Raw genomic sequence first — 20,615 nt, forward strand, 5'->3', positions numbered from 1 at the left:
GGGGTTTGCGGCTGGTGGAGGTTGCGGTGCCGGTGGCTGGGGATGGGGAAGTGTTGGTGCGGGTGGGGGCTGCGGGGGTCAACTTTGCGGATGTGATGCAGAGCCGGGGGACGTACGACGGTGGGCCGCAGGCGCCTTATCTGGCCGGGTTCGAGGCTGCGGGGGAGGTTGTTGCGGTGGGGAGCGGGGTGACTGGGGTGGCCGTGGGGGAGCACGTCATCGGGACCGGGTACGGCGCGTTCGCGGAGTACATGGTGATGGCGGACGTCGTACCGGTGCCGGCGGGATGGACGGACGAGGAAGCGCTCGGCCTGATGTTGAACTGGGCAACGGCGCTCGCGGCGCTCCGGCAGCTGGGGCAACTAACTGCCGGTGACACGGTGCTGATCCACGCGGCTGCCGGTGGGGTCGGGCAGGCGGCGGTGCGGATCGCGAAGTACTACGGGGCAACGGTCATCGCGACGGCGTCCGCTTCGAAGCATGACGTCGTACGGCGGCTTGGTGCGGATCACGTGATCGACTACCGGACTGCGGATCTCACCGCTGAGGTACTGCGCTTGGCGGACGGGGGTGTCGATGTGGTGCTGGAGTCCGTGGGTGGTGAGACGTTCCGCAAGAGTGTCGAGGTCGCGCGCCGGGTGACCGGGAAGGTGATCGTGCTCGGCGCCGCGGGCGGTGAGTCATCGATCAGCAACTGGGAATTGAACTTCAGGCATCCCGTGCACGTGATTGGTCACCATCTCACCACGTTCATCCAGCACGCGCCGGAGTTGTTCGCCGACGTGATGGCCGAGCTCGACACGCTCATCGAGGCCGGCGTGTACCCGCCCGGCAGGCCGACTGTCTACGACCTCGCGGACGGCCCGAAGGTCCTCGCCGAACTCGAGGCAGGCGTCACGGTAGGCAAGCTCGCGCTCAGGCCGTGAGCACTCAAGCCGTGAGCGCTCAGGCCGTAACGGACTGCGCGAGGCGAAAACCGAGGTCCTCGATCGCGAACGTGGGATGCGACCGCCGGCGGACCGTCGACCCGACCGACCGTTCCGGGTCGGCGAAACCGCCGCCGCGGAAGATCCGGTACGCCCCGTACGTCTCGGGATCGTACAAATCCCAGCACCACTCCCAGACGTTCCCGAGCATGTCGTGCAACCCCCACGCGTTGCTGGCCTTCCCGCCGACAGCATGGACCCGCCCGCCGGAGTTCTCCGAATACCAGGCGATCTCGTCGAGCGGCCCATAGCGGTACGCCGCCGCGCCCGCCGTGCACGCCCATTGCCACTCGGCCTCGGTCGGCAACCGATACCCCGGAGAAGCCCAATCACAGCTGACCGCCGAGCCGGAGATCTCATAGGCGACCGGCAGACCCGCGTCCACCGACATCTGGTTGCACAGGGCAACAGCGTCGTACCAGCTGACATCCGTGAGCGGTGCGTCGCCCGCCTGCACCGGGTAGCGGCCGAGGCGGAATGCGGGCAGGTTGACGTGCCAGCGCCGGTCCTGGCGATCGTCGCGGAGGAAGATCAGGCCGGCGGGGATGTCAACCAGGTCAAGCACCGTCCAACCGTACGGGCCGTCAGTAGAACTGCCTGAGCTTCGGCCATACCGTGGACCACGGCTCCGCCGGCGCATCGCACAGCACCACGGCAGTGCCGTCCTCGTCGTTGGAGACGATCGCGTCAACTGTCCCGACCTGCTTGCAGTTCTGGAAGTGCGCCTCGAACGTCGGCGTCCGTTGGATCTCGACGAGCAGGACCGGCCCGGTGTTCGTGTCCGGCGGTCGCTCCCAGTCGGCGAAGCTCATGTGACCGGAGTACGCCGTTGGCAGGCCGTGTGAAGGTCCGTAGCGCCGAAGCGCGCCGGCCTCCCCGTAGTTGCCGGCGAAGATCGTCGACGTCGACCTGTCCGCCGGCGCGATCTGGCCCCAGGCGGTGGCGACCGTCGCGACGAACGCGGGCCAGCCGATCTGTTCGCCCTGCTCCTTGTTCACCGGGATGACGAAGTCGGCGGCCGACGCGGGCAGCACGGGCAGGGTGAAGACGGCCGAGGTCAATGCCGTCAGCACCAATCCGATGACGGCCTGGATCCGATGGCGGTCGATCCACCGCAGCGCCGGCTCACAGCCGGCCGCGACGAGGACGAGCAGGAGCGGCAACGCGTAGTACGACTTGCCGCCCACGGCCAGGACCGCCACGCACAGCACCGGATAGGCGAGCGCGACGGAGCGCGCCCACTGAAGCTGCCGCCACAACCGGAGGAACCCGGCCACCCAGATCGGGACCAGGAACGGCGACAACTGCAGGATCTGGAGCGGGATGAACATGACGCGGTTCTCGGTGCCGTCGTCGTCGCTGATCCCGCCGGCGACCGTGAGCTGCGGCCAGTCGTGCTGGAACTGCCACAGCACGTTGGGGAGTGCGACCACCCCGGCCACGGCGACGCCCGCGAGCAGCCACCACGAGCGCAGCACGCTGCGCGGTCCGACGATCAGCAGCGATACGAGTAGCGCGCCGACCGGCAGCACCACGAGGTACTTGTTCTCCAAGGCGATCCCGGCTGTCAGCCCGAGCGCGAGCCACCAGCGGCCGTCGCCGGTGCGGAGTAGCTTGACCGCGAAGAGCCCGATCAGCATCCAGGCGAGCAGGTCGTACGTCGCCGTGGACACCATGTGGCCGACGCCGAGCACGAAGCCGGAGACGGAGGCGCAGATCGCAGCGAGTACCTGTCCGCGCCGGGCGCTGCCGAACTCGCGGGCGAGGAGCGCGATGACGATGACCGTCGCGACGGTGCTCAGCGTCGACAGCACCCGCAGACCCATCACGGTGTCGCCGAAGACCGTGGTGGAGATGCGGGCGAGCAGCGGAGTCAGCGGCGGCTGGTCGATATACCCCCAGCTGAGGTGCCGGCCGGCGACCACGAAGTACAGCTCGTCGCGGTGGTAGCCGTAGCGCCCGGACAGCGCAGTCAGCACCACACCGACAATCAACGCCACGCCCACCACAGGCCGCGCAGCAAAAGGGAGCACCGGAGGGCGGGTCATGGGCGAATGCTGTCAGTCAGACAGGGTCCCCGCCAGCAGTTGAGGATCCCTCCCGCGGTCCAGTAGTAGCACGCGACCAGCCAGGGTCTCGTCCTGCACGAAGCGGAGCACTCCACCGGTCACCGCATCGAGAGGAACCAGCTCCGGCCCGCGCTCTTCCACCGGCAATGCTTCCTGCTCTCGCAGGCCGCGCTCAGTCGCCACCCAGTCCGGTACGACGCAGTTCACCCGCACCCCGTCCAGCGGTGCCAGGGTTGTGGTCAGCCGGATGAGTGCTGCTTTGGCGGCGCTGTACTCCGGTGACACGTGCGGCCCATAGCCCAACCCAGCCGTCGATCCAACGTTCACCACCGCGCCACCGCCTGCCGCACGCATTCCAGGGAGAGCCAGCTGAGTAGCCAGCATCGGAGCCCGCAGGTTTACCGCGAGGGAGTCGGTCCAGCGCTCGACCGAAGCCTCCGGGAAGCACGGTCTGAGGACAGCGCCGCCGCCCGCGTTGTTGACCAGGATCTGCGGTTGGCAGTCCATCAGCTCGGTGATCGCGTCATCGTCCCGCATATCGACGCGCGTGAACCGTGCCGACGGTCCGATCAGCTCCGCCGTACGCCGACCGCCCTCGACGTCGATATCCGCGACTACGACGGACGCGCCGGCCGCGGCCAGGCGTTGGGCGATCGCGCGGCCGATGCCGACCGCGGCTCCGGTAACTATTGCGACCTTTCCTGCGATGTCCATGCCCGAAGGCTGCCACGGCCTACCGACAGTCCGGGATGATTGGATATGTCAACCAGACAACGGGCGAGGGGACATGCGGGTGGCACTGCTGTACGAGCGGATCTGCGCTCATGTGCTGGAGCAGCTCCGGCGTGGCGCCCTGCGGCCGGGGGACCGGGTGCCGTCGGAGATGGAGCTGGCGGCTCAGTTCGGGGTCAGCCGGATCACCTCCAAGCGCGCTCTGGAGGTACTGCGTGAGGCCGGTCTGGTGGAGCGCATCCGCGGCAAGGGCACCTTCGTCGTACGGCGACTGCCCGACCTCACCGATCTGACTGTCCCGTTGCGTCCGACTCCGCGGCGGGAGGCCCGTTCGATCGCGCTCATCGTGCCGGACATGTCCGAGGCGTACGGGCTGGACCTGCTCAACGCGATCGAGGAGCGCTGCGCGGAGTACAACGCCCACCTGGTTGTACGGCGTACCCATGGGCGCCAGTCCGACGAGGAGAAGGCCGTCGACTCGCTCGTGGCCACCGTGGACGGGCTGATCGTCTTCCCGGTGCACGGTGACTTCTACAACGCCAGTCTGCTCCGGCAGGTCCTGGACGGGTTCCCGGTGGTCCTCGTCGACCGCCATCTGTCCGGCATCCCGGTAGCCGCCGTACACACGGACAACGTGGCAGCTGCGCGTGCGCTCACCACACGCCTGCTCGACCATGGCCACGAACACATCGCATTCGTGTCCCCACCACCAGTGAACACGTCCTCCATCGAGGACCGTCTGGAAGGCTTTCGCGCAGCCTTCACCGACCGCGGACGCCCGTACGAGCTGACCGACCTACGCAGCACACTGCCCGGTTCGACGACGCCTGAGAGCGTGCGGGCGGACCTGGACGTCATCCGCGCGTTCCGCGACCACATGCCCGAGGTGACGGCGTACTTCGCGTGTGAGTACAACCTGGCCCGCATGGTCGACCGCGTGCTCGGCGGGGATCGCGTGGTCGCCTGCTTCGACTCACCGGGGGACTCCATCGGCGGACCGCCGTACCTGCATGTCCGCCAGAACCAGACGGAGATGGGCCGTCAGGCCGTCGACCTGCTGCTGGCCCAGCTGCGCGGCGAACCGGTGCCGAACCTGTCCCTGGTCCAGTTCGAGATAGTCGATGCCGTCGGCAACACCTGACTTTCGGCAGTACGGCGGCCCGCGGCCGAGTGTGTAGCGTCTACGGCATGAAGTGGCGGCGCCTGGGGGACGTGGGTCTGTGGGCCGCGCTCAGCTTCCTCGTGCTCGCCGAGAGCGGCGCACGGCACGATCCGTACTGGTTCCGCGCGGCCTGCATCGCCGTACTGGCGTTCGCCGTCCTCGGTCGTCGCAGGTGGCCGCTGGTGGCGTTGGCCGCTGTTGCCTGGGCCGAGATCGTCATCCTGGCCGTCGCCCTCGGTACGACGAACGGAGTGCAGATCGCACTCGTACCGGCGATCAGCCTGCTCAGCTATCTGGCCGGTCGGCGTGAGACGCAGCTCAAGCACTTCGTCGTAGTGTGCAGTGGGTCGCTCGTCGGAATGCTCGTCCTCGCTCTGACCGTACGCCGGGGTGCACAGGCGACCGAAGCGGTACTGACGTGGCTCCTGATGCTCCTGCTCGCGCTGCTGCTGGTCGTCCTGCCCTGGCTGATCGGCCGTTACCGCGCGCAGCAGGCGTTGCTGGCGACGGCCGGCTGGGAGCGGGCCGAGCGGATCGAACGCGAGCAGCAGATGGAGATCGATCAGGAACGGCTGCGTGAGCGGTCGCGGATCGCCGAGGACATGCACGACTCCGTCGGTCACGAGCTCAGCCTGATCGCACTGCGCGCCGCGGCACTCGAGCTCGACCCGTCGCTGCCCGAAGCGCACCGGCAGGCTGCAGGCGAGCTGCGCGAGTCGGCGGCCACTGCGACCGAGCGGCTCGGCGAAATCGTCGGCGTACTCCGTGACCAGGACGCACCGACGACGCCGCACGACGAGACAGTGCGGGCGTTGGTGGAGCGCGCTGCAGCGTCCGGACTGGTCGTGCAGCTGGCCGAGGAGGTCGACGGCGAGTTGGCGCCGATGGTGGACCGCGCAGTGCATCGAGTGGTGCAGGAAGCGTTGACGAACGCGAGCAAACACGCACCCGGCGCAGCGGTGACGGTCACAGTGACCTCAAACGAGGACGACGTACGCGTGCAGGTTGTGGACACCGGAGCCAGCCGGCCAGTGGCTGCACCGTCCGGTGGACGAGGACTGGACGGTCTACAAGAGCGCGTCCGCCTGGCCGGTGGATCACTGACCGCCGGTCCGCGACCAGGAGGCGGGTTCGAAGTCACAGCCACCATGCCCCGCGCCGGCGGTCGACCGGAGCCCCCGACAGCCGCAGTCGAGCGAGCGACCGTACGACGGAGCGCGCGACGCGGACTGGTCACCGCTATCGCCGCACCATTGCTGCTCGGTGCAGTAGTAGGTGCGGTGGCCCTTGGCTACTACCTCGTCGCGGGCTACAGCGCGATCCTGCGACCCACGCAGTACGACGAACTCACCATCGGCCAGTCCGAAGCCGACGTGGTGAAGGTGCTGCCACGGATGCAGATGATCGATGCGCCGACGGAGCGCTACCAGCCACCGGCCGGTTGGAGCTGCCGGTACTACCGTCCAGCCGCTCCGTTCTCCGCCAACTATGTGTACCGCCTGTGCTTCGCCGACGGCGCACTGGTCGCCAAAGCGGTCGTGGCGAGCGGGTCGGTCGCACCAACCCCGGAGGAGACCGGATGATCAGGGTGATGCTCGCCGACGACGAGGCGATGGTGCGGGCCGGAGTCCGCGCGATCCTCGGAACCGACGACGAGATCGAGGTCGTTGCCGAGGCAGCGGACGGTGTGGAAGCAGTCGAAGCGGTACGCCGGCATCGGCCGGACGTCGCCGTACTGGATATCCGGATGCCGCGGATGGACGGACTGGCCGCGGGCGCGGAGATCCGGAGGACCGTGCCGGAGACCGCGGTCGTCATCCTCACCACCTTCTCCGAGGACGCGTACATCGCCCGTGCGCTCGGTGACGGCGCCAGCGGCTTCCTGCTGAAGTCGGGCGACCCTCGCGAGCTCATCGCCGGGCTGAAGGCCGTTGCCGACGGCGCCGCGTACCTGTCACCCCGGGTGGCGCAGCGGGTGATCGCCGAGCTGAGCGCCGGATCCGGTGGCGGTGCGATGGCCCGCGCGGCGGCCGCCAAGGAGCAGGTCGCCGTACTCAGCCCGCGGGAGCTGGACGTGCTCGGACTGGTCGGTGCGGGGCTGTCGAACGCCGAGATCGCGGCCCGGCTGTACCTGGTCGAGGGGACCGTGAAGGCCTACGTCAGCGCCGTTCTGTTGCGCCTCGGCGTGAAGAACCGGGTCCAGGCCGCGATCGTCGCCCACGAGGCCGGGTTGGTCACTGCCTGAGCTGTTCGGGAACGCTCCGGGTGGTGACGTGGTGAGGACACCGGGTCATGGGATAGTGGTGCCTCCCGGAGCCCTCACCTCCGGACAACCCAGCAGCCTCCAGGGGCCACCCGCCCCCTGACAGAATCGGGGATCCAGGTCGTGACCGACTCGCACAACTCCGGACAGCACAAGGACCGGGAAGCGGCGGCGGCCGAGGTCCGGAGAATGTGGCAGCCGACCCCCTCCTGGACCCAGCCGGACCCTAACGACGCCGAGCCTGCCGACGACGCCACCACCGACGCCGACGAGCAGAAGCCCGACGCTCTCTCCCAGGAGTTCCCCGGCGACACGTGGTCCACTCCGGCCAGCCAGCCCGTGGACCAGCCTGCGCCGTGGACCCAGCCGCAGCAGAGCCCGCCGGCCCCGTCGTGGACCCAGCCGGTCGCCGACTCCGCCGCAGCGTCGTGGACCCAGCCCGAGGAGTACGACGAAGAGCCCGCCATCGAGTCCCAGGCGACGGAGGAGACCGATCCGGCAGCTGCCGACACCGGTCTGCCCCCGGCGCAGGGCACCGGCCCGAGCAGTCCGGTCTTCGGCGGCTCCTCGTTCCACGGTTCCGGCCCCGGCCAGGAGCAAGGCCCCACTGCGCAGCCTGCGCAGCCGCCTGCACCTCAGGGTGGTCAGCCGCTGTCCCCGGCGGCGCAGCACTTCTTCCCGCAGGGCATCCCGGGTCAGCAGACTCCTCAGCCCCCGCAGAACCTGTCGTTCCGCACGGACGACCTGATCCAGGCCCTGCCGCTGCCGCGTGAGGCTCCGGCCGAGCGTGGTGTCCGCAGCATGCTGAAGCTGCGTCCCGGCAGCACCGAGCGGTCCGAGCGGATCGCGCGGGCGACTGCCGCGACGGCCTTCCGGCGTCCGGTGACGATCGTCGTGGCCAACCCGAAGGGCGGCTCCGGCAAGACGCCGACCACGCTGCTGCTGTCCGGTGCGCTCGGCCAGGCCCGCGGTGGCGGCGTCGTGGCGTGGGACAACAACGAGCTGCGCGGCAACATGCACCTGCGCACCCACGACACGAACTCCCGGTCGACCGTGACGGACATGCTGCAGGCGATGCCGATGCTGACCCAGCCGGATGCCCGGCTCGGTGACGTCGCGGCGTACCTGCGGCATCAGGTGTCCGGTCAGTACGACGTGCTGACGTCGGCGACCACGACGTACGCGCAGATCGAGGCCAAGGACTTCGACCTGATCCACCGCCTGCTGAGCCGGTTCTACAAGGTGCTCGTGATCGACACCGGGAACAACGAAGGCTCCAGCAACTGGCGCGAGGCGATGAAGGCGGCGGATGCCCTCGTCATCCCGATCAAGTGGAAGAGCCTGTCCTGTGCGGCCGCCGTGCAGATGCTCGAGGAGCTCGACAGCCAGGGTCCCGAGGCGCAGCGGCTGATCCGCCGCGCCGTCATCGCGGTCTCGAACGGTCCCGGCGACGTCAACAAGGAGGTCGAGAAGCAGCTCCGCCCGTACTTCGAGTCTCGTGCGGCTGCCGTCGTCGACATCCCGACCGACATGCACATCGCGGCCGAAGGTCCGCTGGACCACTCCGCGCTGCAGCCCGCCACCCGGCGCGCCGGCCTGGACCTGGCAGCCCGGGTGTCGGAGCAGGTGACGATCGCCCTCAACGCTCCGCGCTGAGGACAGCAAGACTCAACTGGTCGAGGCGGTCCGGATCGGCAACCACGTCGTACGACGTGATCCGGTCCGCCTCGCTGGTGAAGGTGATGGCCAGCAACAGCTTGCCTTCCGGGGCGAGAACGGCTCCGACCTCGCCGTTCACCAACGCGAGCTCGGCCAGCTGAGAGCGGGCCGCCAACGCCGCGGTGCCCTCGGCGACGGCGCGTGCACCACGCAGTTCGGCAGACATGCCTGGGGCCAGTGCGGCAGCGTCGACCCGGCGGACGACATCCGGGTCCAGCACGTCCAGGATCGCCGGTAGATCACCTGAGCGAGCAGCGTCGAGGAACGCCGAGACAACACGGCGCTGCCGGGCCAGCTCGGCAGCGGGCACCGCCGGCGTGCCTTGCACCTTCTGCCGGGCTCTGCTTGCGAGCTTCTTGGTCGCGACCGGGTTGCGCTCGACGATCGGCGCGATCTGCGCGAACGGTACGGCGAACATGTCGTGCAGCACGAACGCGATCCGCTCGGCCGGCTCCAACGTGTCCAGTACGACGAGCAACGCCCGGCTGACCGAGTCCGCGACGAGCGCCTCGTCCTCTGGCGTACGTCGGACCGTCGGCAGTTGCTCCAGCTCGTCGGGATCCTCCGGCGGGGCCTTGCGACCGCGCAGCATGTCCAAGCAGATCCGCGTCACCACCGTGCGGAGCCAAGCGCCCAGATTGTCGATGCCGTCGGTGCGGTCGAGCCGGATCCACGCCTCCTGCACCGCGTCCTCGGCCTCACTGTGCGAGCCCAGCAGGCGGTACGCGACCGCCTCGAGCTTGCTGCGCTCCGCTTCGAAGGCCTCGGTCAGCTTGTCCACTTGGTCACCTTTCCGCGCTACCCGCCGTCACCCAGTCTGACGACCACGAGACGACGAAGGTGACCATGCTGTTGCATCTGGATTCCAGTGCCAATCGCTCCGACGAGTCGGTAACCAGGAGGCTGACCAGACTGTTCGCGGACCGCTGGCGGTCCGACCACGACTCGACCGAGTACCGCTACCGCGACCTCGCCGCGGGCCCGGTGCCACCCATCGACACGGCGTACTGCCAGCTCGGTCGACGCTCCGAGCGGGAGGGCGTCGTACCGCTGGAACTGGTCGGAGCTCTGGTCGAGAACACCGCAGAAGCCGATGCCTGGGCGGTGACCGAACCGCTGATCCACGAGGTGCTGGCGAGCAGCACGATCCTGATCGGGGCGCCGCTGTACAACTTCTCGCTGCCGGCCGCGCTGAAGGCCTGGATCGACCGCATCACCTTCCCCGGTGCGCTGGCCCTGGGCGACACCGAGGTAGTAGTGATCACCAGCCGTGGCGGTGCGTACGGTCCGGGGACACCGCGGGACGGCTGGGACTACGAGGTGCCCTACCTGCGCGCGTACTTCACCAACTACGGCGTCCGGGACGACAACATCCGCTTCATCACTTCGGAGTTCTGTCTGGCCGGGCTGGTCCCGCGCCTCGCGCACCTGCGTCCGTTGGCGGAGCAGTCCCTGGCCGAGGCAATCTCAAGCATCGCGCCGGGTCAGCACGCGACTGCCGAGCGCTAGTCCACCCAAAGCCCACAGAACCAGGACGAGCGCGCTCAGAGTGGGGGAGAGCGGGTCTGTGGTGCCGGTCAGGTAGTTCTGGCCGGCGCCACCGGGCAGCAGCGCAGCAATCCAGACCAGTGCGCGCAGTGAGCTCTGGCTGAGCATGAGCGGGACGACCAGGAGCAGCAGGAAGGCAACGGTCAGCGTGCCCGCCGTACTGCGAACCACCCAGGCGATCCCGGCGACGAACAAGCCGGCCACGGTTGCGTAGAAGCCGACCGACAGCAGGTCGACGACGAGTCCGCTCGCATCCCACTCAGCCCACGAGCCCGCGGCCAGACCTCCTGTCACGGAAGCGATCGCGGCCACGAGCAGCCCGTAGCCGAACAGGACCGGTGCCAACACGGCCGCCTTCGCCAGTACGACGTTCCGCCGCACCGGAGTCCACTGGAGGGTCGAGCGGATGCTGCCGGTGGCGTACTCCGACGTCACGGTCAGCAGTGCGAAGGCGGCCAAGACCACCTGGACGATGAGGATCACCGAGGAGCCGAACTGGCCGACGGGCTGTGACGAGGCGTGCGCGCGATGGGAGTTGTCGTAGGCGAGGCTGAACCCGTACTGCACCCCGAGCAGCGCTGTCAGCAGGACAGCTCCTGCGATGTTCAACCAGCTCGACCGGACCGTCCACAGCTTCGTCCACTCCGACCGGACCGCGTTCATCGCCTGCCTGCTTCCATGGGTTGAGGGTCTACTTGAGCTTGAGGCTTACGCTTGCGTAGTCGGTGGCGGACCAGTTCGACGACGAGGGTGACGGCGAGCGCCAGGCCGATTCCGAGGACGACGCCCTTGAGCGGGTTGTCCTCGAAGGCCTTGCCGCCGATGAAGCCCACCAATGTGCAGTACGCGCCCCAGCTGACCGCGGCGAGCGCTGCGAACGGCGTGAAGCTCGCCAGCGGGTAGCGCACCGAGCCCATGGTCAGCGTGACCGCGGTGCGGCCGCCGGGCACGTAACGAGCGACGACAAGGACCAGGCCGCCGCGCTCCTCCAGCGAGCGCCGGGCCCACAGGATGGCCGCGTGCCGCTTGGTACCTGGCTTGACCCGGTCGAGTAGCCGCCCGCCGGCGCCGCGGCCGAGGGCGTACGAGATGTGGTCGCCGATGAACGCGCCGATCGCCGCGACCACGATCACGGCGTACAGGTTGGGCTCACCGGTCGATGCGGCGAACACACCGGCCGTGACGACCAGCGTCTCGCTCGGGATCGCCGGGAAGAAGCCGTCCAGGGCTGCGAAGCCCCACAGCGCCAGATAGATCCACCACGAGGACATCAGCTCGTCAGCGAAGTGCAGGATCGCATCGCTCACGACGCCACCCCGTATTCGACGCTGTCGGCGGTGAGCTCCATGTACGCGTCCTCGAGCGACGGCTGCTCGGTGTGTAGCTCATGCAGCCGTACGCCGAGCTCGTGCGCGAGATCACCGACCCGCTCGACGGGTACGCCGGTCACGATCAACCGGTCGTCGACGGAGTCCACACGCTCCGCCTCGGTTGTCAGCCGTTCCCGCAGTACTGCGTGGTGCCGGCGATCGGGCACGCGAACGGCGACCGTGCTGCGCGACGAGCCCGCGATCACCTCCGCGACCGGTGCGTCGGCGATCAGCCGGCCGCGCCCGATCACGACCAACTGGTCGGCGGTCAGCTGCATCTCGCTCATCAGGTGGCTGGAGACGAACACCGTCCGGCCCTCGGCTGCCAGGGAACGCATCAGCTCGCGGACCCAGCGAACGCCGTCCGGGTCGAGACCGTTGACCGGCTCGTCGAACATCAGCACCCCGGGATCCCCGAGCAGCGCGCCGGCGATCCCGAGGCGCTGGCCCATGCCGAGCGAGAACTGTCCGGCCCGCTTCCGGGTGACCGGATCCAGGCCGACGATCGACAGCACGGCATCGACCCGACTGACCGGGATGCCGTTGCTGTGCGCCATAGCGATCAGGTGGTTCCGCGCGGTCCGCCGCGGGTGCAGCGCCTTGGCGTCGAGCAGGGCACCGACCTTGGTCAGCGGCGCCGGCCAGTCGGCGTACGGGCGGCCGTCGACGAGCGCGACGCCTTCGGTCGGGGCGTCGAGGCCGAGGATCATCCGCATCGTGGTGGACTTGCCGGCGCCGTTCGGGCCGAGGAAGCCGGTCACCCGGCCGGGCGCGACGGTGAGGTCGAGCGAGTCCACGGCGCGGGTGTCGCCGTAGGTCTTGGTGAGTCCTTCAAGGGTGATCACGGTGTCGAAACTACGAATCCGGGCACCCCCGGCACATCGGACCAACGGCTGGACCGACCCCCGACTTTGGTCAGGTACGGCGGGCCTGTGGATACGCCGTCGGGTCGGCGTCGCGATGTCGATACCATCTGTGGCGTGACCGGCAATCGGCCGGTGACGCGCAACCGAGGAGTGCACTGTGTCGGAAGTCAAGGTCCAGCTGGTCGGCGTCGAGGGCGAGGCTGAGCGGAGTGTGACCGAGACGACGACGATCGGGGAGCTGTTCGCCGGGATCTTCGGCCAGGACCGCTCTGCCATCGCCGCGCGCGTCAACGGTGAGCTGCGCGACCTGTCCCGGGTGGTCGCCGACGGCGACCGGATCGAGCCGGTCAAGGCGGCGTCCGAGGACGGCCGCGCGATCATCCGGCACTCGACCGCGCACGTCCTCGCGCAGGCGGTGCAGGACCTGTTCCCGGAGGCCAAGCTCGGCATCGGCCCGCCGGTGGAGAACGGGTTCTACTACGACTTCGACGTGCCGACGCCGTTCACGCCGGAGGACCTCGGCAAGCTCGAGAAGAAGATGCAGCAGATCATCAAGGAGCGGCAGCGGTTCAGCCGCCGGGTGGTCTCCGACGACGACGCGCGCGAAGAGCTCGCCAGCGAGCCGTACAAGCTCGAGCTGATCGGCATCAAGGGCTCCGCGGCCGACGCGGCCGAGGGCGCGAGTGTCGAGGTCGGCGGCGGCGAGCTGACGATCTACGACAACGTCCGGCGGGACGACAGCGTCGCGTGGAAGGACCTGTGCCGCGGCCCGCACGTCCCGGCCACCGGGTACCTCGGCAACTTCAAGCTGATGCGGACCGCGGCGGCGTACTGGCGGGGTAGCGAGAAGAACCCGCAGCTCCAGCGCATCTACGGCACGGCGTGGGAGTCCCGCGACGAGCTGAAGGCATACCTGAACCGCCTGGAGGAGGCCGCCAAGCGCGACCACCGCAAGCTGGGCAACGAGCTCGACCTGTTCAGCTTCCCGGACGAGATCGGCTCGGGGCTGGCGGTGTTCCACCCCAAGGGCGGCGTCCTGCGGAAGGTGATGGAGGACTACTCCCGCCAGCGGCATGTCGAGGACGACTACGAGTTCGTCTACTCGCCGCACATCACCAAGGGGCAGCTCTTCGAGACTTCGGGCCACCTCGACTGGTACGCCGACGGCATGTACCCGCCGATGCACCTGGACGAGGAGCGCGGCGCGGACGGGCAGATCCGCAAGCAGGGCCAGGACTACTACCTGAAGCCGATGAACTGCCCGATGCACAACCTGATCTTCGCGGCCCGCGGCCGGTCGTACCGGGAGCTGCCGCTGCGGCTGTTCGAGTTCGGCACGGTCTACCGGCTGGAGAAGTCCGGCGTCGTGCACGGCATGACCCGGGCCCGCGGCTTCACCCAGGACGACGCGCACATCTACTGCACCCGTGAGCAGATGCGCGACGAGCTGCGCAACCTGCTGACGTTCGTGCTCGGCCTGCTGGCCGACTACGGCCTGGACGACTTCTACCTCGAGCTCTCCACCAAGAACCCGGACAAGTTCGTCGGCTCCGACGAGGTCTGGGAGGAGGCCACCCAGACCCTGCGGGAAGTTGCCGAGGGCTCCGGCCTCGAGCTGGTCCCGGACCCGGGCGGCGCGGCGTTCTACGGCCCGAAGATCTCCGTCCAGGCCAGGGACGCGATCGGCCGGACGTGGCAGATGTCGACGATCCAGCTGGACTTCAACCTGCCCGAGCGGTTCGAGCTGGAGTACACCGCTCCGGACGGCTCGCGGCAGCGGCCGGTGATGATCCACCGTGCGCTGTTCGGGTCGATCGAGCGGTTCGTCGCGGTGCTGACCGAGCACTACGCCGGCGCGTTCCCTCCGTGGCTGGCCCCGGTCCAGGTGGTCGGCATCCCGATCACCGACGGGCACGTCGACTACCTGTTCGAGGTCGCCAAGCAGCTCAAGGCGCAGGGCATCCGGGTCGAGATCGACGCGTCCGACGACCGGATGCAGAAGAAGATCCGCAACGCCCAGAAGTCCAAGGTGCCGTACATGCTGATCGCCGGCGACGACGACATGGCCGCCGGCTCGGTCTCGTTCCGGTACCGCGACGGCGAGCAGAAGAACGGCGTACCGGTCGCCGACGCGGTCGCCGAGATCGTCGAGGCCGTCAAGAAGCGCGTCCAGGTATGACGGACGACCGTCCCGCCTCGCCGTACGAGCCGGAAGAGCTCGTGCGGCAGGACGGGGTCGGGGTGCGGGACGAGTTCATGCGGTTGTGGACGCCGCACCGGATGGCGTACATCGAAGGGGAGAACAAGCCGACCAGCTCCGAGGCCGGCTCGGGCTGCCCGTTCTGCCGGCTGCCCGGGCTGCCGGACGCCGACGCGCTGATCGTGCACCGCGGCGACGCGGCGTACGCCGTCCTGAATCTGTACCCGTACAACCCGGGCCACCTGATGGTCGTGCCGTACCGGCATGTCGCCGACTACACCGAGCTGACCGGCGCCGAGGTCACCGACGTCGCCGAGCTGACCCGGCAGGCGATGCAGGCCGTCCGCACGGTGTCGGGGGCGCAGGGCTTCAACATCGGCATGAACCAGGGCGAGATCGCCGGCGCGGGCATCGCGGCCCACCTGCACCAGCACGTCGTACCGAGGTGGTCCGGCGACATGAACTTCATGCCCGTCGTCGCCGGCACCAAGGTTCTCCCGCAACTCCTCTCCGACACCCGGGCGCTGCTCGCGAAGTCCTGGCCCTAGGGGCAGCTCAGTCGCCGGCCAGCCGCTCGCCGCTGAACAGCTGCCAGTCGAAGTAGACCGGGTCGCCGAATGTGCCCGGCACCTTGCGGATCAGCTTGATCGTGGTGGCCGCGCCGTTGGCGTGCCCGACCGAGTACAGGTAGGCGGACTTGGTGTCCTTGTCGATGCCGAGCAGCAGTACGCCGTCCCAGCACGAGGCCGCCACCAGTGATTCGAACCCTTGCCAGGTCGAGCCTCGCACCTGCTTCACCACACCCGGGATGATCTGCCCGCCGGCGAGCGGCAACCGCGCCGTGTAGAGCTTGCCGGACGTCAGCGTCATCAGGAACGTGTCGTACGTCGCCGTCTGGCTGATCAGCGTCATCGCCTTCACGCCCTTGTACCCGGACTGCCACCCGGTGATCTGCCGACTTGGTACGCCGTCCTTGTACGTGACGTTGCGGCGATAGAGGGTGCCGTCGGTGTGCAGCGAGTACTCCGTGTCGCGCTGCTTGGTGGCGGTGACGTACGTCGACCGGTCGAGACTGCGGTACACCTGCCAGCCGGGTCCGACCCGGGTGACCCGCTTCTGCGACACCGGCCCGCGGCCGTCCGCCGTCAGATAGCTGGTGTCGTACATCGTCGAGCCCATGATGACCGGGCCCTGGTGACCCGTCCCGCCGACCTCGGCGGCCCCGTACCGGACCGTCGCGCTCAGCCGGACCTGCCCGTCCGGATAGATGTCCTTGGCAACGATCCAGTCGTCGACCACAGCGCCTTCGGCCTGGATCGTCTGCATCCGGTGATCGCCGCCGGCGGTCACCGAACCGAGATTCAGCAGGCATTCGCTCGGCGTGCTCCTGGTTCCCGCCGGACTGCTGGGCTGTGCTGCCGCTGTCCCCGTCGCCAGCATCGCGGCAACGAGAGCCCCCGCGGACAGAACGCTGCCGTACTTCGTCCACTTGATCATGAACCCACCCCCAATGGTGATTGATGGTGGTGAGACGCTGGACTGGACCGGAAAGTTCTCAGCTGGCTCTCAGCGCAGGAAGAGCGGCAGCATCGGGTCGACGATCTTCGTCAACGCGTCCAGGGTGACCTCGCGCGGCGGGTTGGTCAGCGCGGACACGCGAACCACGCGGCGGCCCTGCCGGAACACGAGTTCGCCGGCCTCGGGCAGGTAGTACCCGGGCTGGCCGAGTGGGGCGAATCGAGGTGGCGGCACCCGCTGGGACTCCGGGATGGTCGCCTGGTCGAACGCCTCGACGATCGACACCGTCGCCTCGAACGTCCCCCAGATACAGGTCAGCGCACCCTTCACCCGATAGTCGCGCCGCAGCTGGACCTGCAACTGGACGAACCGCTCGGCCGCCGAGTTCGACAGCTGGCACGTCTCGTCCGACTGCCGGGCCGGCCGCAGGTTCTTCGGTACGGCGTCCCGCGCGGCGAGCGCGATCGCGACAGCCTTGGCCCGGTCGATGCCGGCCGCCGTGCTGCGGTCGATGCCGTCCGCCGGCGTGATCCGCACCGCCCGGTCGCCGACGTGGAAGACCAGCCGCGAGTCCGCGATGAATGCGTCCGGCCCGAGCTCCGGCAGCGCCTCGAGCGCGCCGGCACCGTCCATCAGCCGGCTGAGCGTGTCGGGCTGGCTCGGCAGCGCGCTGACCCCGATCGTGACGGCCCGGTCCTCGAGCAGCAGGGTGCACAGGTCCATGGCCGGGAGGCCGCCGTCGTTCCAGGCGTTCGGTTTCGCGGTGACCGGGACCCGGAGTTTGGCGGTCAGCGCGCGGGTGATCGCCGTACAGATCTGCGGGCCGGGCGCTCCCGCCGTACCGTCCAGGCCCTCGGGCTGCGGGGGAGCGATCACGGTCGGTATCACCGCGGTCGGGGGCGCGGTAGGCGGACGTGAGTCGTTCGCGCGCTGGGCGACCGTGCAGCCGCCGGCCACCAGCAGAACGGCCAGAGTGCCCACGAGTCGACGCATGCCCACCTCCTCACTGGCTCCAGCATCGCGCGAATCCAGGTCTCGTGCAGGTCTCATCGGGTGGCATGTCACCGGATGGTGATCCGTCTCGACTACGATCGCGTCGCCATGCTTAACAGATTCCGGCAGTTCTGGACCAAGGTGATCACGCCGATCGCCACCCTCTTGCTCAAGCTCGGCGTGAGCGCCGACGCGGTCACGCTGGTGGGCACCATCGGGGTGTCCGCCGGCGCGCTGATCTTCTTCCCGCGCGGCCACCTCTGGCTGGGCACAGTGGTCATCACCTGCTTCGTGTTCTCCGACATGATCGACGGCTACATGGCCCGGACGTCCGGGACGTCGTCGAAGTGGGGCTCGTTCCTCGACTCCACGCTGGACCGGATCGGCGACGGCGCGATCTACGGCGGCCTGGTGATGTTCTACGCCAACTCGCGCGCGGGCAACTCGACCCTGATGGCCGCGGTCACGCTGTGGGCGCTGGTGATGGGCGCGGTCACCTCGTACGCCCGGGCCAAGGCGGAGAGCCTCGGCCTGAAGGCGAGCGGCGGCCTGGCCGAGCGCGCCGACCGGCTGGTGTTCACGCTGATCCTCGCGTTCTTCTCCGACGTGCTGAACCTCCCGATCCTGCTCGAGATCGTGATCTGGTACGTCGCCGCCGCGAGCACGATCACCGTCGTCCAGCGGTCGCTCTCGGTCCGCAAGCAGGTCCTCGCGGATCCTGACAACGCGGGCCTGGACACCCCGCCCGCGGAGCCGAAGAACGACTGACGATGGATGGTCTGCGGCAACGGGCGGTCGACCTGGCCTTCGCGCTCGCCTGGACCCTGGTACGACGCCTGCCCGAACGGATCGTCACGTGGTTGTTCCGGCGGGCCGCCGACCGGACAGTGCGCCGCAACGGTCGCGGCGTACGGCGTTTGCGCGGCAATCTGGCCGTCGTACGTCCCGAGGCGACCGAGGCTGAGCTCGACGCGCTCGTGCACGCCGGAATGCGCTCGTACCTGCGCTACTGGCAGGAGACGTTCCGGCTGCCGGAGTGGACCGACGAGGAGATCGTCAGCAGCGTCCGCACGGTCAACGAGAAGCTGCTCCGGGACGCGCACGCAGCCGGTCGCGGGGTGATCTGTGCGCTCCCGCATCTGGCGAACTACGACCACGCCGGCGCCTGGGCGGGCCTGACCGGGATGCCGGTCTCGACCGTCGCCGAGCGGCTCCAGCCGGAGTCGCTGTTCGACCGCTTCATCGCGTACCGCAAGCGGCTGGGCATGGAGGTCCTGCCGCTGACCGGTGGCGACGACGACGTGACCGGCATCCTCGCGGACCGGTTGCGGGCCGGAGGCTTCGTCTGCCTGGTCGCCGACCGCGACCTGTCCGAACGTGGCATCCCGGTCACGTTCTTCGGCCGGCCGTCGCGGATGCCGGTCGGCCCGGCCGCGCTGAGCCTGAAGACCGGCGCCCCGCTGATCCCGGCGACGCTGCACTACGACGGCCCGGACCTCGTCATCACCTTCCACGACGCGATCGAGCCCGACGGCGGCGCGGCTGCGATGACCCAGCGCTGCGCGGACGCGTTCGCGATCGGGATCGCCGCTCATCCACAGGACTGGCACATGCTGCAGAGGATCTTCCTCGAGGGGTAACAATCGTCCTGTGAGGATCGGTGTGGTGTGCCCGTACTCGCTGGGCACGCCCGGCGGGGTCCAGAACCATGTCCGCGACCTGGCCGAGGCATTGCTGTCGCTGGGCCACGAGATCTCGGTCCTCGCCCCGGTGGACGATTTCGACGCGATCCCGCCGTACGTCGTCTCGTCGGGTCGCGCGGTCGGGGTGCCGTACAACGGGTCGGTCGCCCGGGTGACCTTCGGCCCGCGGACGGCGGCCCGGGTGAAGGGCTGGCTCGCGGACGGCGACTTCGACGTGGTCCACGTGCACGAGCCGACCACGCCGAGTGCGTCGATCATCGCGCTCTGGTCGGCCGACGGGCCGTTCGTCGCCACCTTCCACACCTGGCAGGTCCGGTCCCGGGCGATGAGCGTCGCCGCCAGCCTGCTCCGGCCGGCGCTGGAGAAGATCGACGCGCGGATCGCGGTGTCGGAGAACGCCCGCTCGATGATGGTCCAGCACGTCGGCGGCGAGGCGGTCGTGATCCCGAACGGCCTGTACACCGCCCGTTTCAAGGGCAGTCCGCGCCCGGACTGGATGGGCCCGGACGGCACGATCAGCTTCCTTGGCAGGTTGGACGAGCCACGCAAGGGTCTCGGCGTACTGCTGGACGCCGTACCGCTGCTGCTTGCCGAGCGTCCTCGGCTGAAGGTGCTGATCGCGGGCTCGGGGCAGGCTGACGAAGCGCGGCGGTCGCTGCCACCGCGGTACCGGGAGAACGTTCTGTTTCTTGGTGCGATCGACGACGAGGCCCGCGCGGACATGCTGGCCGGCTCGGACGTGTACGTCGCGCCGCACCTCGGCGGAGAGTCCTTCGGCATCGTCCTGCTGGAGGCGATGGCGGCCGGCGCACCCGTACTCGCGAGCGACCTGCCCGCGTTCCATCAGGTGCTGGACGGCGGTCGGATGGGGGAGCTGTTCGAGCCCGGCAACGCCGCCGAGCTGGCGGCCCGCGCGCTACGCCTGCTCGGTCGGCCCGACGAACGCGAACACCTCCGCACAGCCGGCCTCGGCGCCGTACCGCGCTACGACTGGTCGGTGCTGCTGCCGGAGCTGCTGTCGGTGTACGAACTCGTTGCTAGATGAGCTTGGCGTGGACGGCCTTGATCTCGTCGAGATCGCCTGAATGCGGCTGCCACGGCAGCACCAGCGGGTCGTCGGGGTAGCGGGGGATCACGTGCAGGTGGGTGTGGAAGACGGTCTGCCAGGCGTCCGGGCCGATGCAGCTGAGCAGGTTGGCGCCGGTCGCGCCCTCCAGACGGTCGATGACGCGGCCGACCAGCGACTGGGCGAGCAGGGTCACGGCGGTCAGGTCCTCCGGAGCGGCCTCGCGGAGGTCGGTGGAGTGTGCCCGCGGGATCACCAGCAGGTGTCCGGGGGTCGCCGGGGCGATGTCCATGAAGGCGATCGCCCGGTCGGTCTCCGCGACCCGGGTGGACGGGATGTCGCCGGCCACGATTCCGCAGAAGATGCAGTTCTCGCTCATCGGCACAGGCTATACACTGCGCGAGCCCGGATAATTGGGCA

21 protein-coding genes are annotated in these 20,615 nt (G+C 69.1%); 11 read left to right on the top strand and 10 right to left on the bottom strand.

Annotation, left to right across the window (positions count from 1 at the left end):
- Positions 1-14 precede the first annotated feature (14 nt).
- Positions 15-926, top strand: a complete 912-nt coding sequence (locus tag OHA18_RS34005) for a zinc-binding dehydrogenase (protein ID WP_328999445.1) — start codon at positions 15-17, stop codon at positions 924-926.
- 19 nt (positions 927-945) lie between these two features.
- Here OHA18_RS34005 and OHA18_RS34010 read toward each other — a convergent pair whose 3' ends face one another.
- Genes OHA18_RS34010 through OHA18_RS34020 form a run of 3 tightly spaced genes read right to left on the bottom strand, consistent with a single transcriptional unit; the run spans position 946 to position 3,769 of the window.
- Positions 946-1,551, bottom strand: a complete 606-nt coding sequence (locus tag OHA18_RS34010; protein ID WP_328999446.1) for a formylglycine-generating enzyme family protein — start codon at positions 1,549-1,551, stop codon at positions 946-948.
- A 19-nt stretch (positions 1,552-1,570) separates the two neighbouring features.
- Positions 1,571-3,034 carry an ArnT family glycosyltransferase gene (locus OHA18_RS34015; RefSeq protein WP_328999447.1) on the bottom strand — a complete coding sequence of 488 codons (1,464 nt, stop codon included), beginning with the start codon at positions 3,032-3,034 and terminating at the stop codon, positions 1,571-1,573.
- A 12-nt stretch (positions 3,035-3,046) separates the two neighbouring features.
- A complete protein-coding gene (locus tag OHA18_RS34020; protein ID WP_328999448.1) occupies positions 3,047-3,769 on the bottom strand; it encodes an SDR family NAD(P)-dependent oxidoreductase in 723 nt (240 codons plus the stop codon).
- A gap of 73 nt (positions 3,770-3,842) precedes the next feature.
- Here OHA18_RS34020 and OHA18_RS34025 point away from each other — a divergent pair, with 73 nt between their 5' ends.
- The 4 genes from OHA18_RS34025 (at position 3,843) to OHA18_RS34040 (ending at position 8,868) form a co-directional block, all read left to right on the top strand.
- Positions 3,843-4,928, top strand: coding sequence for a GntR family transcriptional regulator (locus OHA18_RS34025; RefSeq protein ID WP_328999449.1), 1,086 nt, complete (start codon positions 3,843-3,845; stop codon positions 4,926-4,928).
- Positions 4,929-4,975: 47 nt separating this feature from the next.
- Positions 4,976-6,532, top strand: a complete 1,557-nt coding sequence (locus OHA18_RS34030; RefSeq protein WP_328999450.1) for a sensor histidine kinase — start codon at positions 4,976-4,978, stop codon at positions 6,530-6,532.
- A complete protein-coding gene (locus OHA18_RS34035; RefSeq protein ID WP_328999451.1) occupies positions 6,529-7,194 on the top strand; it encodes a response regulator transcription factor in 666 nt (221 codons plus the stop codon). The genes OHA18_RS34030 and OHA18_RS34035 overlap by 4 nt, the downstream gene beginning before the upstream one ends.
- A 141-nt stretch (positions 7,195-7,335) precedes the next feature.
- Positions 7,336-8,868, top strand: a complete 1,533-nt coding sequence (locus OHA18_RS34040) for a MinD/ParA family ATP-binding protein (RefSeq protein ID WP_328999452.1) — start codon at positions 7,336-7,338, stop codon at positions 8,866-8,868.
- Here OHA18_RS34040 and OHA18_RS34045 read toward each other — a convergent pair.
- Complete coding sequence (locus tag OHA18_RS34045; RefSeq protein WP_328999453.1) at positions 8,852-9,712, bottom strand: sigma-70 family RNA polymerase sigma factor; 861 nt, start codon at positions 9,710-9,712, stop codon at positions 8,852-8,854. The two genes, OHA18_RS34040 and OHA18_RS34045, sit on opposite strands and share 17 nt — an antisense overlap.
- A gap of 65 nt (positions 9,713-9,777) precedes the next feature.
- Between OHA18_RS34045 and OHA18_RS34050 the strand changes: the two genes are divergently transcribed.
- Entirely contained in the window at positions 9,778-10,440 is a 663-nt protein-coding gene (locus OHA18_RS34050; protein ID WP_328999454.1) for an FMN-dependent NADH-azoreductase, read from the top strand.
- Here the strand turns inward: OHA18_RS34050 and OHA18_RS34055 are convergent.
- Genes OHA18_RS34055 through OHA18_RS34065 form a run of 3 tightly spaced genes read right to left on the bottom strand, consistent with a single transcriptional unit; the run spans position 10,399 to position 12,694 of the window.
- Complete coding sequence (locus tag OHA18_RS34055) at positions 10,399-11,142, bottom strand: ABC transporter permease (RefSeq protein WP_328999456.1); 744 nt, start codon at positions 11,140-11,142, stop codon at positions 10,399-10,401. The two genes, OHA18_RS34050 and OHA18_RS34055, sit on opposite strands and share 42 nt — an antisense overlap.
- Positions 11,139-11,786 (bottom strand): DedA family protein, encoded by a 648-nt coding sequence (locus OHA18_RS34060; protein ID WP_328999457.1) that lies wholly within the window; start codon positions 11,784-11,786, stop codon positions 11,139-11,141. The genes OHA18_RS34055 and OHA18_RS34060 overlap by 4 nt, the downstream gene beginning before the upstream one ends.
- Positions 11,783-12,694 (bottom strand): ATP-binding cassette domain-containing protein, encoded by a 912-nt coding sequence (locus OHA18_RS34065; RefSeq protein ID WP_328999458.1) that lies wholly within the window; start codon positions 12,692-12,694, stop codon positions 11,783-11,785. Before OHA18_RS34065 ends, OHA18_RS34060 begins: the two co-directional genes overlap by 4 nt.
- 178 nt (positions 12,695-12,872) lie before the next feature.
- On the opposite strand from OHA18_RS34065, the gene thrS reads away from it, so the two are divergent.
- Both thrS and OHA18_RS34075 read left to right on the top strand, forming a co-directional pair.
- On the top strand, positions 12,873-14,894 hold the full coding sequence (gene thrS / locus OHA18_RS34070) for a threonine--tRNA ligase (protein WP_328999459.1): 2,022 nt from the start codon (positions 12,873-12,875) through the stop codon (positions 14,892-14,894).
- A complete protein-coding gene (locus OHA18_RS34075) occupies positions 14,891-15,463 on the top strand; it encodes an HIT family protein (RefSeq protein WP_328999461.1) in 573 nt (190 codons plus the stop codon). Before thrS ends, OHA18_RS34075 begins: the two co-directional genes overlap by 4 nt.
- Positions 15,464-15,470: 7 nt before the next feature.
- On the opposite strand, the gene OHA18_RS34080 is transcribed toward OHA18_RS34075, so the two are convergent.
- Together OHA18_RS34080 and OHA18_RS34085 are read right to left on the bottom strand one after the other, a co-directional pair.
- A complete protein-coding gene (locus OHA18_RS34080) occupies positions 15,471-16,412 on the bottom strand; it encodes a hypothetical protein (RefSeq protein WP_328999462.1) in 942 nt (313 codons plus the stop codon).
- A gap of 69 nt (positions 16,413-16,481) precedes the next feature.
- Positions 16,482-17,426 carry a hypothetical protein gene (locus tag OHA18_RS34085; protein WP_328999463.1) on the bottom strand — a complete coding sequence of 315 codons (945 nt, stop codon included), beginning with the start codon at positions 17,424-17,426 and terminating at the stop codon, positions 16,482-16,484.
- Between the two features lie 108 nt (positions 17,427-17,534).
- Between OHA18_RS34085 and pgsA the strand changes: the two genes are divergently transcribed.
- From pgsA to OHA18_RS34100, 3 genes are read left to right on the top strand one after another with little or no spacing between them, the layout of a single operon-like run.
- Complete coding sequence (gene pgsA / locus OHA18_RS34090; RefSeq protein ID WP_328999464.1) at positions 17,535-18,194, top strand: phosphatidylinositol phosphate synthase; 660 nt, start codon at positions 17,535-17,537, stop codon at positions 18,192-18,194.
- 2 nt (positions 18,195-18,196) lie between these two features.
- On the top strand, positions 18,197-19,066 hold the full coding sequence (locus OHA18_RS34095) for a phosphatidylinositol mannoside acyltransferase (RefSeq protein WP_328999465.1): 870 nt from the start codon (positions 18,197-18,199) through the stop codon (positions 19,064-19,066).
- 10 nt (positions 19,067-19,076) lie between these two features.
- On the top strand, positions 19,077-20,174 hold the full coding sequence (locus tag OHA18_RS34100; protein ID WP_328999466.1) for a glycosyltransferase family 4 protein: 1,098 nt from the start codon (positions 19,077-19,079) through the stop codon (positions 20,172-20,174).
- On the opposite strand, the gene OHA18_RS34105 is transcribed toward OHA18_RS34100, so the two are convergent.
- A complete protein-coding gene (locus OHA18_RS34105; RefSeq protein WP_328999467.1) occupies positions 20,167-20,574 on the bottom strand; it encodes an HIT family protein in 408 nt (135 codons plus the stop codon). The two genes, OHA18_RS34100 and OHA18_RS34105, sit on opposite strands and share 8 nt — an antisense overlap.
- Between the last annotated feature and the right edge of the window lie 41 nt (positions 20,575-20,615).

Source organism: Kribbella sp. NBC_00709 (genome assembly GCF_036226565.1).
GTDB lineage: Bacteria > Actinomycetota > Actinomycetes > Propionibacteriales > Kribbellaceae > Kribbella.

Excerpts from the sequence above, each read along its gene's own strand:
- OHA18_RS34015 (WP_328999447.1), bottom strand. The coding sequence starts at position 3,034 with ATGACCCGCCCTCCGGTGCTCCCTTTTGCTGCGCGGCCTGTGGTGGGC.
- OHA18_RS34020 (WP_328999448.1), bottom strand. The coding sequence starts at position 3,769 with ATGGACATCGCAGGAAAGGTCGCAATAGTTACCGGAGCCGCGGTCGGC.
- OHA18_RS34025 (WP_328999449.1), top strand. The coding sequence starts at position 3,843 with ATGCGGGTGGCACTGCTGTACGAGCGGATCTGCGCTCATGTGCTGGAG.
- OHA18_RS34030 (WP_328999450.1), top strand. The coding sequence starts at position 4,976 with ATGAAGTGGCGGCGCCTGGGGGACGTGGGTCTGTGGGCCGCGCTCAGC.
- OHA18_RS34035 (WP_328999451.1), top strand. The coding sequence starts at position 6,529 with ATGATCAGGGTGATGCTCGCCGACGACGAGGCGATGGTGCGGGCCGGA.
- OHA18_RS34050 (WP_328999454.1), top strand. The coding sequence starts at position 9,778 with ATGCTGTTGCATCTGGATTCCAGTGCCAATCGCTCCGACGAGTCGGTA.
- OHA18_RS34055 (WP_328999456.1), bottom strand. The coding sequence starts at position 11,142 with ATGAACGCGGTCCGGTCGGAGTGGACGAAGCTGTGGACGGTCCGGTCG.
- OHA18_RS34075 (WP_328999461.1), top strand. The coding sequence starts at position 14,891 with ATGACGGACGACCGTCCCGCCTCGCCGTACGAGCCGGAAGAGCTCGTG.
- OHA18_RS34080 (WP_328999462.1), bottom strand. The coding sequence starts at position 16,412 with ATGATCAAGTGGACGAAGTACGGCAGCGTTCTGTCCGCGGGGGCTCTC.
- OHA18_RS34085 (WP_328999463.1), bottom strand. The coding sequence starts at position 17,426 with ATGCGTCGACTCGTGGGCACTCTGGCCGTTCTGCTGGTGGCCGGCGGC.
- pgsA (WP_328999464.1), top strand. The coding sequence starts at position 17,535 with ATGCTTAACAGATTCCGGCAGTTCTGGACCAAGGTGATCACGCCGATC.
- OHA18_RS34095 (WP_328999465.1), top strand. The coding sequence starts at position 18,197 with ATGGATGGTCTGCGGCAACGGGCGGTCGACCTGGCCTTCGCGCTCGCC.
- OHA18_RS34105 (WP_328999467.1), bottom strand. The coding sequence starts at position 20,574 with ATGAGCGAGAACTGCATCTTCTGCGGAATCGTGGCCGGCGACATCCCG.